Here is a 13,118-nt window from a genome sequence, read left to right as displayed (position 1 = left end):
CTCAGGAAGGAATGGCATGAAAGCGGTGAAGACACTCGAGCTCGCGGCGGCATCCCCCGAACCGGTGATCAAGGCCGAGGCGGGCGCAGCCGCCGCGCCGCGTCCGATCCGCAAGTCCGCCAAGCTCGCCGAGGTCTGCTACGACATCCGCGGCCCGGTGCTGGTGCGCGCCAAGCAGATGGAGGACGAGGGGCACAAGATCATCAAGCTGAACATCGGCAACCTCGCCGCGTTCGGCTTCGATTCGCCCGAAGAGATCCAGATGGACATGATCCGCAACCTGCCCAACGCGGCGGGCTACTCGGACTCCAAGGGCATCTTCTCCGCGCGCAAGGCGGTGATGCACTACACCCAGCAGAAGGGCATCAAGGGTGTCACCATCGAGGATATCTACATCGGCAACGGTGTGTCCGAGCTCATCGTAATGGCGATGAACGCGCTGCTCGACGCCGGCGACGAGGTGCTGGTGCCGGCGCCCGACTACCCGTTGTGGACCGCTGCGGTGAGCCTGTCGGGCGGCAAGCCGGTGCATTACCTGTGCGACGAGTCCAAGGGCTGGCTGCCGGACATCGACGACATGCGCGCGAAGATCAACGCCAACACGCGCGCGATCGTGGTCATCAACCCGAACAATCCGACCGGCGCGGTGTATCCGGACGAGACCCTGAAGCAGATCGTCGCGCTTGCCCGCGAGCATGACCTGATCCTCTACGCCGACGAGGTCTACGACAAGGTGCTCTACGAGGGCGTCAGGCACACCTCGATGGCGGCGCTGTCCGAGGACGTGCTGACGATCATCTTCAACGGTCTGTCGAAGAACTACCGCTCCTGCGGCTACCGCGCGGGCTGGATGGTGGTGTGCGGCGACAAGCGCCGCGCCAACGACTACATCGAGGGCCTCAACATGCTGGCCTCGATGCGCCTGTGCGCCAACGTGCCCGGCCAGTACGCGATCCAGACCGCGCTCGGCGGCTACCAGAGCATCGACGACCTGGTCGCCGAGGGTGGGCGCATGCGTCGCCAGCGCGACCTCGCCTGGGAACTGATCAACCAGATCCCAGGCGTGAGCTGCGTGAAGCCGCAGGCCACGCTGTACATGTTCCCGCGCCTGGATCCCAAGGTCTATCCGATCGAGGACGACCAGGCCTTCATCGCCGAACTGCTCGAAGAGGAGCGTGTGCTGCTGGTGCAGGGCTCCGGCTTCAACTGGCCGCATCCCGACCACTTCCGCCTGGTCTTCCTGCCGCACGAGGACGACCTGCGCGACGCCATCGGCCGCATCGCCCGCTTCCTCGAGAACTACCGCAAGCGTCACGGCACCTGAGCCGCCACCGGAAGGCGGCTGCGCCGCCTGCTCCTCCCTCCTGACACCTCACACCTCACGGACAAAATGAAACCTATCAACGTTGGCCTCCTTGGCATCGGTACCGTCGGTGGCGGCACCTACACCGTCCTCAAACGCAACGCCGAGGAGATCACCCGGCGCGCCGGCCGTCCGATCCGCATCGTCACCGTGGCCGACAAGAACCTCGAGCTCGCGCGCAAGGTGACCGGCGGCGAGGTCAAGCTCACCGACGACGCCTTCTCGGTGGTCACCGATCCGGGCATCGACATCGTCGTCGAGCTGATCGGCGGCTACGGCGTGGCCCGGGAGCTGGTGCTGAAGGCGATCGAGAACGGCAAGCACGTGGTCACCGCCAACAAGGCGCTGCTCGCGGTGCATGGCAACGAGATCTTCGCCGCGGCGCAGAAGAAGGGCGTGATGGTGGCCTTCGAGGCCGCGGTCGCGGGCGGCATCCCGATCATCAAGGCGCTGCGCGAAGGCCTCACCGCCAACCGCATCGAGTGGCTGGCCGGCATCATCAACGGCACCACCAACTTCATCCTGTCCGAGATGCGCGACAAGGGCCTGCCCTTCGCCGAGGTGCTCAAGGAAGCGCAGGCGCTCGGCTACGCCGAGGCCGATCCGACCTTCGACGTCGAGGGGGTCGACGCCGCGCACAAGGCGACGATCATGAGCGCGATCGCCTTCGGCATCCCGATGCAGTTCGACAAGGCCTACATCGAGGGCATCAGCAAGCTCGACTCGGTGGACATCGGCTACGCCGAACAGCTCGGCTATCGCATCAAGCTGCTCGGCATCGCCCGCCGCCGCGAGAACGGCGTCGAGCTGCGCGTGCACCCCACGCTGATTCCGGCGAAGCGCCTCATCGCCAACGTCGAGGGTGCGATGAATGCGGTGCTGGTGCAGGGCGACGCCGTCGGCGCGACGCTCTACTACGGCAAGGGCGCGGGCGCCGAGCCCACCGCTTCGGCGGTGATCGCCGACCTGGTCGACGTCACCCGCCTGCACACCTCCGACCCCGAGCACCGCGTGCCCCACCTGGCCTTCCAGCCCGACCAGGTGCACGACGTTCCGGTGCTGCCGATCGAGGAGGTCGTGACCTCCTACTACCTGCGCATGCGGGTCGAGGACAAGCCGGGCGTGCTCGCCGACATCACCCGCATCCTGGCCGACAGCGGGATCTCGATCGAGGCGCTGATCCAGAAGCAGGCGGCCGAGGGCGAGGCGCACACCGACATCATCATGCTGACCCACCAGACCGCGGAAAAGAACGCCAATGCCGCCATCGTGCGCATCGAGGCGCTGCCCGTAGTGCAGGGCAAGGTCGTGAAGCTGCGTATGGAAGCTCTCTGAGCGCAGTTTCGAGTCGTGATCGAAGACGAGGCCGTGCCCCCGGGTGCGGCCTCTTGCGTTCACGTCATCCCGGGTCGCCATTGCTGCGACCTGGAAGGCAGGGAGGATTGGGGGACATGAAGAGCAAGGTGGATGAGGTCTTCGTCGGCAAGGTGCGCCTGCTGTCGATCGAGGGCGAGCGCAGCGGCATCGTCAAGTCGCCGGCCGCGGGCCCGGTCATGCTGACGCCGACCGGGCTGGAGGGCGACGAGCAGGCCGACCTGCGCCACCACGGCGGCCTGGAGAAGGCGCTGCACCACTATCCGGTCGAGCACTACGCGGTGCTGGCCGCCGAGTGGCCACAGTGCGCAGCCGCGCTGGGTGCGGGTTTCCTCGGCGAGAACATCAGCACGCACGGGCTGGACGAGCACGTGCTGTGCATCGGCGACGTGCTGCGCATCGGCGCGGCGCGCGTGCAGGTGAGCCAGACGCGCTCGCCGTGCTGGAAGATCGACCTGCGTCTGCAGGTCGAGGGCGCCTCGCGTTTCGTCGAGGCGGCGGGGATCACCGGCTGGTACTACCGCGTGCTGCAGCCGGGCAGGATCGCCGCGGGCGACACGATCGAGCTGCTCGAGCGTCCCAATCCCTGGCTCACGCTTGCCGACTACTGGGACACGGTGAGCGCGCACCGGCCCGATGCCGGGCTGCTCGCACGCATCGCCGGCGCGCCCGGGCTCGCCGGCGACAAGGCGACGCGCTGGCGCGAGCGTGCGGCGTGGCTGCGCGCGCAGGGGGGGTGAGGAGGTGGACGGCGAGGTGGGAGGGCGCGTGGGCGGTGGCGGGAGCTCCGGGCATGCGCGACACCACAGGCGTTTGCGCCTAGACTGAAGCACGGCGGCGCGCGCGAGGCGCATGCCGCGATTCCCAACCCTTGCCTGCAGGACGCCTTCGCATGGCCTTCAAGCTCGCCGTCTTCACCGCCATCGTGGTTGCGATCGCCGTGCTCGGCGTCCGTGGCTATGTGGCGTCGGTGCGCGGCTTCGAGGCTGCGCGGGCGTTGCGCGGGGAGGATCGGTCCGCGGATCCGGACGCGGACTGAACAGCCATCCGGCGCTGGCCGGCACCGCAGAGGAGGACAAGATGTCCGATCGCGTCTACAAGCTCGTCGAAATCGTCGGCACCTCGCACGAGAGCACCGATGCCGCCATCCGCAATGCGATCGAGACCGCTGCGCGCACAATCCGCCACATCGACTGGTTCGAGGTGATGGAGACGCGCGGCCACGTGGTCGACGGCAAGGTCGCGCACTTCCAGGTCACGCTGAAGCTGGGCTTCCGGCTCGAGAGCGAGTGAGGCGAGTCGCGCCGCCGCGCCAGCTTGGCGTGCGGCGGTGCGGCCCGATACCCGCGCTCAGACCGCGGTGGCGCCGGTGATCTCGTGCAGGCGGGACAGCGTCGCACCGTCCAGGCGCAGTGCCTGGGCGAGCTGGCGCAGGTAGGCCGCCTCGGCCGGGGTGTCGAGTTCGATCGCGAGCAGCGAGGCGGCATAGACCTCGACCGCCACCATCTCGTTGGGCACCTCGGCGACGAGCGCGGCGAGGTCGAGCGGGCGACGCAGTTCGGCGATCATGAACTGCTTCTCCTCCTCGCTCAGGCCGTCGGCGCCGATGCGGCCGACGATGCGCTGGATCTCGTCCTCGCTCACTTCGCCGTCGGCCTTGGCCGCCGAGATCATCGCGCGCACGATCAGCTCCGCGGTCGCGGGCTCGGTCATGGTTTCGAGTTCGGGGGCGGCGAAGCCCGCCGTGTCGGGTGCCATCGCGGCCTGCGCGCGGCGGCCGTCGGTCCAGTTCTTCAGCGCCGCCATCGCGATGGTGGCGAGGATGGCCATGCCGGCGTTGCCGCCGCCGCTGCGCGTGCCCGTGCCGCCCCCGGCGCTGCCTCCGAGCAGGCCGCCGAGCAGATCGCCCAAGCCGCCTCCGCTCGTGCTGCGGCCGCCACCGAGCGCGCCGCCGAAGATCTCGCCCAGGCCTCCCATCCCGCCCGCCGCGGAGCCGCCACGGCCGCCGCCCAGCACGCCACCCAGCAGATCGCCCAGGCCGCCGCCCGCGCTGCCAGCTGTGCCGCCCGCCGCCTGTCCGCCGAGAATGCCTCTGAGCACGTCTCCGATACCGCCCGCGCCCATGGCGTGGTCGAGGCGCGAACGGCCCTGCTGGCCCATGCCTTGCTGAAGGATCTGGCCGAGGATGTTTCCGAGGTTCATGGCGGACTCCCGTTCATGATGTGAAGGTCCGATTGTATCGGTGTGCGGGCCGCGGGCGTGCGGCATATTCGGGCGTCCTGCACATCGCGGGCGCGTGCGGAGCTGCGGCGCGCGACGTCGTTCCCGCGTTCGGCGTCCGGGCTCCTCGCCGGGGTTGGGGTGTGCCGGCAAGCCGAATTCGTCCGCCGAATTCGTTAGAATCGAGCCTTTGCGCCGGACGGCGCGCGCCGACCACGTCACCCTGAAGGACTGCCCACGTGAAGTATCTCTCCACCCGCGGCCACGCCGGCCAGCCCGCCAACCCGGAGTTCTGCGACATCCTGCTCGGCGGCCTCGCCCCCGACGGCGGCCTCTACCTGCCCGAGACCTATCCGCAGGTGACGCGCGCCGAGCTCGACGCCTGGCGCGGCCTGTCCTACGCAGAGCTGGCGTTCGCGATCCTGTCGAAGTTCATCACCGACATCCCCGCCGTCGACCTGAAGGCGATCTGCGCCAAGACCTACACCGCCGAGGTCTATCGCCACGTGCGCGCGGGCGGCGACGCGCGCGACATCACTCCGGTGCACTGGCTGGAGAAGGATGCCGACGGCCGCGGCCGCCTCGGCCTGCTCGAGCTGTCCAATGGCCCGACGCTGGCCTTCAAGGACATGGCCATGCAGCTGCTCGGCAACCTCTTCGAATACGTGCTCGCGAAGCGTGGCGAGACCATCAACATCCTCGGTGCCACCTCGGGCGATACCGGCTCGGCGGCCGAGTACGCGATGCGCGGCAAGCACGGCGTGCGTGTGTTCATGCTGTCGCCGCACGGCAAGATGAGCGCCTTCCAGCGCGCGCAGATGTATTCGCTGCAGGACGACAACATCTTCAACATCGCCGTCACCGGCATGTTCGACGATGCCCAGGACATCGTGAAGGCGGTCTCCAACGATCACGCCTTCAAGGCCAGGCACAAGATCGGTGCAGTGAATTCGATCAACTGGGCGCGGGTCGCGGCGCAGATCGTGTATTACTTCAAGGGCTACTTCGCGGCCACGACGAGCAACGACGAGCAGGTCGCCTTCTGCGTGCCCTCGGGCAACTTCGGCAACATCTGCGCCGGCCACATCGCCCGCCAGATGGGCCTGCCGGTGGCGAAGCTGATCCTCGCCACCAACGAGAACGACGTGCTCGACGAGTTCTTCCGCAGCGGCGTGTATCGCCCGCGCAAGGCGGCCGAGACGCACGTGACCTCCAGCCCGTCGATGGACATCTCCAAGGCCTCGAACTTCGAGCGCTTCGTCTTCGACCTGGTCGGCCGCGACCCGAGCAAGGTGGCCGCGCTGTGGGCCGAGGTCGACGCCGGGCGCGCCTTCGACCTGTCCGGCACGGACGAATTCGCCCGCATCGGCGCGTTCGGCTTCGTGTCTGGCGCGAGCAGCCATGCCGATCGCCTGGCGACCATCCGCAAGGTGTACGAGCGCTACGGCGTGATGATCGACACCCACACCGCCGACGGCGTCAAGGTGGCCTGGGAGCGCGCCGCCGACGTACCTGCGGGCGTGCCGGTGCTGGTGCTGGAGACCGCGCTGCCGGTGAAATTCGCCGAGACCATCGTCGAGGCCCTTGGGCGCGAGCCGGAGCGTCCCGCAGACCTCGAAGGCATCGAGAAGCTGCCGCAGCGCGTCGAGGTGATGGCGCCCGACGCCGACGCGATCAAGCGCTTCATCGCCCAGCGCACCTGATCGCCGGGTCCCCGTCGGCGAGCGGGCCGGCGGGGACGCCGGGACGTAAACGAAGAAAAGCCCGCGAGCGATTCGCGGGCTTTTCTTCGTCGGACGCCGCCGTCGTCGGCGGGGCCGTAATCTGGTGCCTTGGGCGAGACTCGAACTCGCACGGCTTTCGCCACTACCCCCTCAAGATAGCGTGTCTACCAATTTCACCACCAAGGCTTCGCTGCTGCGGTGTTCTGCGCCGTGGCGCCGGCCGCATCGAGCAAGGGCGCGGATCATAGCCGTGAAGCCGGGTGGGGGTCAACACCTGCCGTGTCTGATGCGAGCGCCGAGCGCGGGCGTCGTTGCGGCGACGGAAGACGGCGCTGCGGATCAGGTGCCGATGGCTTGCGGGTGGGGCTGGAAGCCGAGGCGCCCGGGGATTGCCGCACGCGCGCAGAAGGCCACGTCGACCTCGCGCCAGCGCAGTGTCGGGCCGGACTGCCCGTCGATCAGTGCGAGCAGGTCCTCGTCGCCGGCGGGCGTGCCCTCGAGCTGGCGCAGCTCGGCGGCGAAAAGCGCGAGGTCGCGGTCGTCGATCATCGCCGGACCCAGGTCGGTGGCGAGGAAGGCGCAACCGTCCGCGTCGACCAGCACCGGTCCGGTCGTGGTCGCCTCGCGTCCGGTGTGGGCGACCAGGCGGCCGTCGGGATGCAGGCGCAGGATCAGCGGTGCCGCAGCGAGTTCCACGTAGACGCGCTGCGGGCCGTTATCGACCCCCCAGTTGCCGTGCGCGTCGCCGGTGTAGTGGGCGTCTAGGAAGGCGAGCAGTCCGGGGTGGGTGATGATCTCGCCGCGCAGCCGCCAGCCGCCGCGGGCGTCGAGCGCGAGCCAGCCGTAGCAGGCCGGCACCATGGGCCAGGCGGGCAGGGCGGGCGGGTCGGAAGCGGCGGGCGCGGCAGGGGGCAGGGGGGCGCTGGCGGCCATGGGCGGACCCGCGCCCTCAGCGCTCGACGTGGCGCAGCGACAGGTCGAGCGCTCGTACGTCCTTGGTCAGGGTGCCGATCGAGATGCGGTCGACGCCGGTCTCGGCGATCGCGCGCACGCGCTCGAGATTCACGCCACCCGAGGCCTCGAGTTCGGCGCGGCCGGCATTGATAGCCACCGCCTCGCACATCTGCTCGAGCGTCATGTTGTCGAGCAGGATCATCTTCACGCCGGCATCGAGCGCCTCGCGCAGTTGCCCCAGTGTCTCCACCTCGACCTCGATGAACACGTTCGAGGGCGCGATGGCACTTGCCTGCTCGACCACCTCGCGGATGCCGCCGGCCGCGATGATGTGGTTCTCCTTGACCAGGATGCCGTCGTAGAGGCCGACGCGGTGGTTGGTGCCGCCACCGATCGCGACCGCGTACTTCTGCGCCAGGCGCAGGCCCGGCAGGGTCTTGCGGGTGTCGACGATCTTGGCGCGGGTGCCGGCCACCGCATCGACGAAGCGGCGGGTGACGGTGGCGGTGCCCGAGAGCAGCTGCAGGAAGTTGAGCGCGGTGCGCTCGGCGGTCAGCAGCACGCGTGCGCGCGCGGCGATCTCGCACAGGGTCTGCCCCGCCTTGACGCTGTCGCCGTCCTTGACGTGCCAGTGCACCACCGCCGCCGGGCTGAGCGCGGCGAACGCGGCGTCGAACCAGGCGGTGCCGCAGATGACCGCGTCCTCGCGGGTGATGACGCGGCCGCGCGCCTCGGTGTCCGGTGCGATCAGGCGCGCGGTGAGGTCGCCGGTGCCGATGTCCTCGGCGAGCGAGGCTGCGATGTTGCGCTGGATTTCGACGCGGAGCTGTTCGGAGAGCATGGGAGGACCTGCAAGGTTAGGCGGGAAGGGCGGCGGGCCGGGCGAGGCGGCGGCCAGGCACAGACGCGCCAGGCGCCGGGTGGCTGCGCCCGGTGGCGCCGCCGGGATGCTGCGATTCTAGCACCGGCGCGCTCAGCGCCCGGTCCGCGGGGAATGGGGGCCGGTGTTGCGCGGCTCGCGCTGCGCCTCGATCAGCCAGCCGTTGAAGACGCCACGGGCGGCGTCGATGGTCTCGCTCGCGCTCAACCCGACCGGACCGATGCCTTCGCGTGCGAGTCGGTCGGCTGCGGCACCGTGCAGGTGTACGCCGGCGATGAGCGCGGACTCGGGCGGCCAGCCCTGCGCGAGCAGGCCGGTGACGAGGCCGCTCAGCACGTCTCCCATGCCCGCGCTTGCCATCCCGGAGTGGCCGCTGCCGTTGATGAACCAGCGCTCGTCGGGTGTGGCGACGATGCTGCCACAGCCCTTGAGCACGACCAAGGCACGGTAGCGGCGGGCGAGTTCGAGCGCGGCACGCAGCCGGTCGGCCTGCACGCTTGCGGTGTCGCTGCCGAGCAGGCGGGCGGCCTCTGCGGGGTGGGGGGTGAGCACGGTGGCTGCGCCGCGCGTGCACAACACCCGGCGCAGCGCCGCATCGGCGGAGAGGAGGTTGAGCGCGTCGGCGTCGAGGAGCAGCGGGATCGGGCGCGCGAGGGCGTCGGCGAGCACGTTGGCGGACGCGCCCTGGGTGCCCAGGCCGGGGCCGATGGCGAGCGCGCTGAGGCGCTCGGGCAGGGTCTCGGCGCGACGCAGCATGAGCTCGGGGTGGGCGAAGTCGACCGCGGGGCCGGCGGGGTCGAGCAGGCCGACATAGACCCTTCCCGTCCCCAGCCAGAGCGCGGCGCGGCCGGCGAGTAGCGCGGCGCCGACCATGCCGGCGTTGCCGCCGAGGATGGCGGCGTCGCCGTAGAGACCCTTGTGGGTGTTGCGCGGGCGCGGCTGCAGCAGATGGCGGAACAGCGAGGATGCGATCGCGTAACCGCGCGCCGGCAGCCAGGCAGGGGCGTCGATCTCGATGCGCTGCACGCTGATCTCGCCGCAGTGGTCGGGGCCGTCGTTGGTGAGCAGGCCGGGTTTGAGGGCGATGAAGGTGGTGGTGTGGGTGGCGCGGAAGGTGGCGCCGAGCGGGCTGCCGGTGTCGGCGTCGAGTCCGCTCGGGACGTCGAGCGCCATGCGCGGGCAGGGTTGGGCGTTGAGGGTGTGGATCCAGCTCGCGTAGCGGTCTTCGATCGGGCGTCCGAGGCCGATCCCGAAGAGCGCGTCGACCACAAGGGCCCAGCCGTTGGCCGGCGCGGCGGGGAGGTCGGAGACGATGCTGCCGCCGGCGGCGAGGTAGTCGGCGTGCGCCTTGGCCGCCTCGGCCGGCAGACGCTCGGCCGCGCTGCAGAACGCGACCACCACCTCGCGCCCGGCCTGGGCGAGCTGGCGCGCCATCACGAAGCCGTCGCCGCCATTGTTGCCAGGGCCGCAGGCGATCAGGATCGGCCCGGGGCGATCCATGATCAGCCGTACCGCATCCTGCGCGGCGGCGCGCCCGGCGCGCTCCATCAGCGGCGGGCGGGCGTTCGGGATGAGTTTGTCCTCGATCTCGCGGATGCCGGCGACGGGGTAGATCGGACGCAGGGGGCTGAACATGACGGACTCCGGTGGGGGAGTCGGGATTCTACGTCCTCGGCTGCGCGCGCCCAATGCGCGCGGGCGCAATCTTGGCGGCCGGAGCGCGACCCGCGTCGCCCCTGCGGTGGCCTTCGGGTCGCTTCGGGCGACAGGCGCTCAGCCGGGCGGGCGGGGGCGGGTGGTCTCGCCGCGGATCTCGTGGAGGAGTTCGACCTTGCCGTCGTCGTCCGCACGCTCGAGGCGCACGGTGAAGCCCCACAGGCGGGCAAGGTGGCGCATGACTTCGTCGGTGCCGTCGCCGAGCGGGCGGCGGCGGAAGGGGGTGTGGCGCAGGGTGAGCGAGCGGTCGCCGCGCAGGTCGACGTTCCACACCTGCACGTTGGGTTCGCGCGCGCCCAGGTTGTACTGGTCGGAGAGGATCTCGCGCAGCTTGCGGAAGCCCCCGTCGTCGTGGATCGCGGAGACCTCGAGCTTGTCCTCGTGGTCGTCGTCGAGCACCGCGAACAGGCGGAAGTCGCGCATGACCTTGGGCGACAGGTATTGCGCGACGAAGCTCTCGTCCTTGAAGTTGCGCATCGCGAAATCGAAGGTTTCCAGCCAGTCGCTGCCGGCGATCTCGGGGAACCAGCGGCGGTCTTCCTCGTCGGGGTCCTCGCAGATGCGGCGGATGTCCCGCCACATCGCGAAGCCCAGCGCGTAGGGGTTGATCCCGCCGAACCAGCGGCTGTTGTAGGGCGGCTGCGCGACGACGTTGGTGTGCGACTGCAGGAATTCCAGCATGAAGCTGTCGGCGAGCAGACCCTCGTCGTAGAGGTGGTTGAGCAGGGTGTAGTGCCAGAAGGTGGCCCAGCCTTCGTTCATGACCTGGGTCTGGCGCTGCGGGAAGAAGTACTGCGCGATCTTGCGCACGATGCGCACCACCTCGCGCTGCCAGGGCTCGAGCAGCGGGGCGTTCTTCTCGACGAAGTAGAGCAGGTTCTCCTCGGGCTCGGGCGGGAAGCGCGCCTCGGCGCGGGCATCGGTGCGCAGTTCGTGGGCGGGCAGTGTGCGCCACAGGTCGTTGACCTGGCTCTGCAGGTACTCCTCGCGCTCTTGCTGGCGCAGCTTCTCCTTGGCGAGCGAGAGCCTGGGCGGGCGCTTGTAGCGGTCCACGCCGAGGTTCATCAAGGCGTGGCAGGAGTCGAGCAGCAGCTCGACGGCTTCCTCGCCGTGGCGCTCCTCGCACTGGGTGATGTAGTTCCGCGCGAACAGCAGGTAGTCGATGATGGCGTCGGCGTTGGTCCAGGTGCGGAACAGGTAGTTGCCCTTGAAGAAGCTGTTGTGGCCGTAGGCGGCGTGGGCGATCACCAGGCCCTGCATGGTGAGCGTGTTCTCCTCCATCAGGTAGGCGATGCAGGGGTTGGAGTTGATCACGATCTCGTAGGCCAGGCCCATCTGCCCGCGCTTGTACCCCTTCTCGGTGGCGAGGAAGTGCTTGCCGAAGGACCAGTGGTGGTAGTTGACCGGCATGCCCACCGAGGCGTAGGCGTCCATCATCTGCTCGGCGGTGATGATCTCGACCTGCACCGGGTAGGTGTCGAGCTTGTAGTGCGCGGCGGCCCGGGCGATCTCCTCGTTGTAGCGGTCGATGGCCTCGACGGTCCATTCCGAGCCGGAGGGGAGCGGAGCCTTGGCGGCGCGGCCGCGCGTGCGGGGGCGGGGGGTCTTCATGCGATCGTCTTCTTGAACAGTTCGCGGAACACCGGGTAGATGTCGGCCGGCGACTCGATGCGCTGCATCGCGAAGTTGTCGTGCGCGGCCTCGAGCTTGGCGTACTCGCGCCACAGGTTCTGCGGCTCGCCGGCGGTGATCTCGACGTAGGCGAAGTACTGGCACCAGGGCAGGATCTCCTTGCCGAGCAGGCGTCCGCACACCGGCGAGTCGTTGTCCCAGTTGTCGCCGTCGGACGCCTGGGCGCCGTAGACGTTCCACTGCCCGTTGGCGTAACGCTCGCGCAGGATGTTGCGCATCAGCTCGAGCGCGCTGGAGACCACGGTGCCGCCGGATTCGCGCGAGTGGAAGAATTCGTCCTCGTCGACTTCCTTGGCCACGGTGTGGTGACGGATGAAGACGACCTCGATGTGCTCGTAGCTGCGCGTGAGGAACAGGTAGAGCAGCATGAAGAACCGCTTGGCCATGGACTTGCGCTCCTCGTCCATCGAGCCGGAGACGTCCATCACGCAGAACATCACCGCCTGGGTGGTGGGGCGGGGCTCCTTGACGCGGTTGTTGTAGCGCAGGTCGAAGCGGTCGATGAAGGGGATGCGTTCGATGCGCGCGCGCAGCGCGGCGAGTTCCTCGCGCAGGTCGCGCACTTCCTCGCTGTCTTCGCCGGCGCGCGCGAGCGCTTCGTCGAGTTCCTGCTGCAGCGCGCGGATGCGTGCAGCCCAGGGCGAGCCGAGCGCGAGCCTGCGCCCGAGCGCTCCGCGCATCGAGCGCACGATGTTGATGTTCGCGGGCACGCCATCGGACGTGAAGCCGGCGCGCCGCGTCTTGTAGTCGGTGACCTTGGCTAGCTGGGTGCGGATCAGGCGGGGGAGCTCGAGGTCCTCGAAGAAGAGGTCGAGGAACTCCTCGCGCGAGAGCTGGAAGACGAAGTCGTCCTCGTGCTCGCCGTCCTGGCTCGCCTTGCCCTTGCCGGCACCGTCGCCAGCGCCACCGAGTGGGCGCTTGATGCGGTCGCCGGTGCTGAACTGGTCGTTGCCGGGGAAGACCTGCTCCCAGATGCCGCCCTTGCCGTGGTGCAGAGAGGGCTCGGAGAGATCGCGCGCAGGAATGGAGATCTGCTCGCCGTTCTCCAGGTCGCGGATGGAGCGGCCGTGGATCGCCTCGGATACCGCCTTGCGGATCTGCTGCTTGAAGCGGCGCATGAAGCGCTGGCGGTTCACCGCGCTCTTGTTCTTGCTGTCGAAGCGCCGATCGATGATGCGGACCATGTCTCCTCCCG

General features: G+C 69.3%; 12 protein-coding genes and 1 tRNA gene. 6 read left to right on the top strand and 7 right to left on the bottom strand.

Going from position 1 to position 13,118, the window contains the following annotated elements; all coding sequences use genetic code 11:
• Positions 1 to 16 precede the first annotated feature (16 nt).
• From TMZ1T_RS12295 to TMZ1T_RS12280, 5 genes are all read left to right on the top strand, one after another.
• A complete protein-coding gene (locus tag TMZ1T_RS12295; RefSeq protein ID WP_004304070.1) occupies positions 17 to 1,324 on the top strand; it encodes a pyridoxal phosphate-dependent aminotransferase in 1,308 nt (435 codons plus the stop codon).
• Between the two features lie 66 nt (positions 1,325 to 1,390).
• A complete protein-coding gene (locus tag TMZ1T_RS12290; protein WP_004304068.1) occupies positions 1,391 to 2,698 on the top strand; it encodes a homoserine dehydrogenase in 1,308 nt (435 codons plus the stop codon).
• A 116-nt stretch (positions 2,699 to 2,814) separates the two neighbouring features.
• A complete protein-coding gene (locus TMZ1T_RS12285) occupies positions 2,815 to 3,477 on the top strand; it encodes an MOSC domain-containing protein (protein ID WP_004304067.1) in 663 nt (220 codons plus the stop codon).
• Between the two features lie 152 nt (positions 3,478 to 3,629).
• The gene (locus TMZ1T_RS21340; protein ID WP_004304065.1) at positions 3,630 to 3,776 is read left to right on the top strand and encodes a hypothetical protein; all 147 of its coding nucleotides are present in this window, start codon (positions 3,630 to 3,632) and stop codon (positions 3,774 to 3,776) included.
• A 41-nt stretch (positions 3,777 to 3,817) separates the two neighbouring features.
• On the top strand, positions 3,818 to 4,030 hold the full coding sequence (locus tag TMZ1T_RS12280) for a dodecin (protein WP_004304063.1): 213 nt from the start codon (positions 3,818 to 3,820) through the stop codon (positions 4,028 to 4,030).
• 57 nt (positions 4,031 to 4,087) lie between these two features.
• Here TMZ1T_RS12280 and TMZ1T_RS12275 read toward each other — a convergent pair whose 3' ends face one another.
• Positions 4,088 to 4,939, bottom strand: a complete 852-nt coding sequence (locus TMZ1T_RS12275) for a tellurite resistance TerB family protein (protein ID WP_004304061.1) — start codon at positions 4,937 to 4,939, stop codon at positions 4,088 to 4,090.
• A 257-nt stretch (positions 4,940 to 5,196) separates the two neighbouring features.
• Here TMZ1T_RS12275 and thrC point away from each other — a divergent pair, with 257 nt between their 5' ends.
• Entirely contained in the window at positions 5,197 to 6,660 is a 1,464-nt protein-coding gene (gene thrC, locus TMZ1T_RS12270) for a threonine synthase (protein WP_004304059.1), read from the top strand.
• Positions 6,661 to 6,782: 122 nt separating this feature from the next.
• Here the strand turns inward: thrC and TMZ1T_RS12265 are convergent.
• The 6 genes from TMZ1T_RS12265 to TMZ1T_RS12240 all read right to left on the bottom strand — a co-directional run bounded on the left by TMZ1T_RS12265 (position 6,783) and on the right by TMZ1T_RS12240 (position 13,107).
• A tRNA-Leu gene (locus TMZ1T_RS12265) sits at positions 6,783 to 6,867 on the bottom strand.
• 153 nt (positions 6,868 to 7,020) lie between these two features.
• Positions 7,021 to 7,614 carry a DUF2946 family protein gene (locus TMZ1T_RS12260; protein ID WP_012585564.1) on the bottom strand — a complete coding sequence of 198 codons (594 nt, stop codon included), beginning with the start codon at positions 7,612 to 7,614 and terminating at the stop codon, positions 7,021 to 7,023.
• A 16-nt stretch (positions 7,615 to 7,630) separates the two neighbouring features.
• Entirely contained in the window at positions 7,631 to 8,476 is an 846-nt protein-coding gene (gene nadC / locus TMZ1T_RS12255) for a carboxylating nicotinate-nucleotide diphosphorylase (protein ID WP_004303316.1), read from the bottom strand.
• 132 nt (positions 8,477 to 8,608) lie between these two features.
• Positions 8,609 to 10,150: a bifunctional ADP-dependent NAD(P)H-hydrate dehydratase/NAD(P)H-hydrate epimerase gene (locus tag TMZ1T_RS12250; RefSeq protein ID WP_004303318.1), complete on the bottom strand. Its 1,542-nt coding sequence runs from the start codon at positions 10,148 to 10,150 to the stop codon at positions 8,609 to 8,611.
• A 138-nt stretch (positions 10,151 to 10,288) separates the two neighbouring features.
• Entirely contained in the window at positions 10,289 to 11,842 is a 1,554-nt protein-coding gene (locus tag TMZ1T_RS12245; protein ID WP_004303319.1) for a SpoVR family protein, read from the bottom strand.
• Entirely contained in the window at positions 11,839 to 13,107 is a 1,269-nt protein-coding gene (locus TMZ1T_RS12240) for a YeaH/YhbH family protein (protein ID WP_004303321.1), read from the bottom strand. The genes TMZ1T_RS12245 and TMZ1T_RS12240 overlap by 4 nt, the downstream gene beginning before the upstream one ends.
• Positions 13,108 to 13,118: the final 11 nt, after the last annotated feature.

The sequence above is a fragment of the Thauera aminoaromatica genome (genome assembly GCF_000021765.1).
Classification (GTDB): domain Bacteria; phylum Pseudomonadota; class Gammaproteobacteria; order Burkholderiales; family Rhodocyclaceae; genus Thauera; species Thauera aminoaromatica.
Note: the sequence above shows the minus strand (reverse complement) of the source record. Positions and strands in the feature narration are given on the sequence as shown.

Coding starts and splice junctions, on each gene's coding strand:
- TMZ1T_RS12295 (WP_004304070.1), top strand. CDS start 17: ATGAAAGCGGTGAAGACACTCGAGCTCGCGGCGGCATCCCCCGAACCG.
- TMZ1T_RS12290 (WP_004304068.1), top strand. CDS start 1,391: ATGAAACCTATCAACGTTGGCCTCCTTGGCATCGGTACCGTCGGTGGC.
- TMZ1T_RS12285 (WP_004304067.1), top strand. CDS start 2,815: ATGAAGAGCAAGGTGGATGAGGTCTTCGTCGGCAAGGTGCGCCTGCTG.
- TMZ1T_RS21340 (WP_004304065.1), top strand. CDS start 3,630: ATGGCCTTCAAGCTCGCCGTCTTCACCGCCATCGTGGTTGCGATCGCC.
- TMZ1T_RS12280 (WP_004304063.1), top strand. CDS start 3,818: ATGTCCGATCGCGTCTACAAGCTCGTCGAAATCGTCGGCACCTCGCAC.
- TMZ1T_RS12275 (WP_004304061.1), bottom strand. CDS start 4,939: ATGAACCTCGGAAACATCCTCGGCCAGATCCTTCAGCAAGGCATGGGC.
- TMZ1T_RS12260 (WP_012585564.1), bottom strand. CDS start 7,614: ATGGCCGCCAGCGCCCCCCTGCCCCCTGCCGCGCCCGCCGCTTCCGAC.
- nadC (WP_004303316.1), bottom strand. CDS start 8,476: ATGCTCTCCGAACAGCTCCGCGTCGAAATCCAGCGCAACATCGCAGCC.
- TMZ1T_RS12250 (WP_004303318.1), bottom strand. CDS start 10,150: ATGTTCAGCCCCCTGCGTCCGATCTACCCCGTCGCCGGCATCCGCGAG.
- TMZ1T_RS12245 (WP_004303319.1), bottom strand. CDS start 11,842: ATGAAGACCCCCCGCCCCCGCACGCGCGGCCGCGCCGCCAAGGCTCCG.
- TMZ1T_RS12240 (WP_004303321.1), bottom strand. CDS start 13,107: ATGGTCCGCATCATCGATCGGCGCTTCGACAGCAAGAACAAGAGCGCG.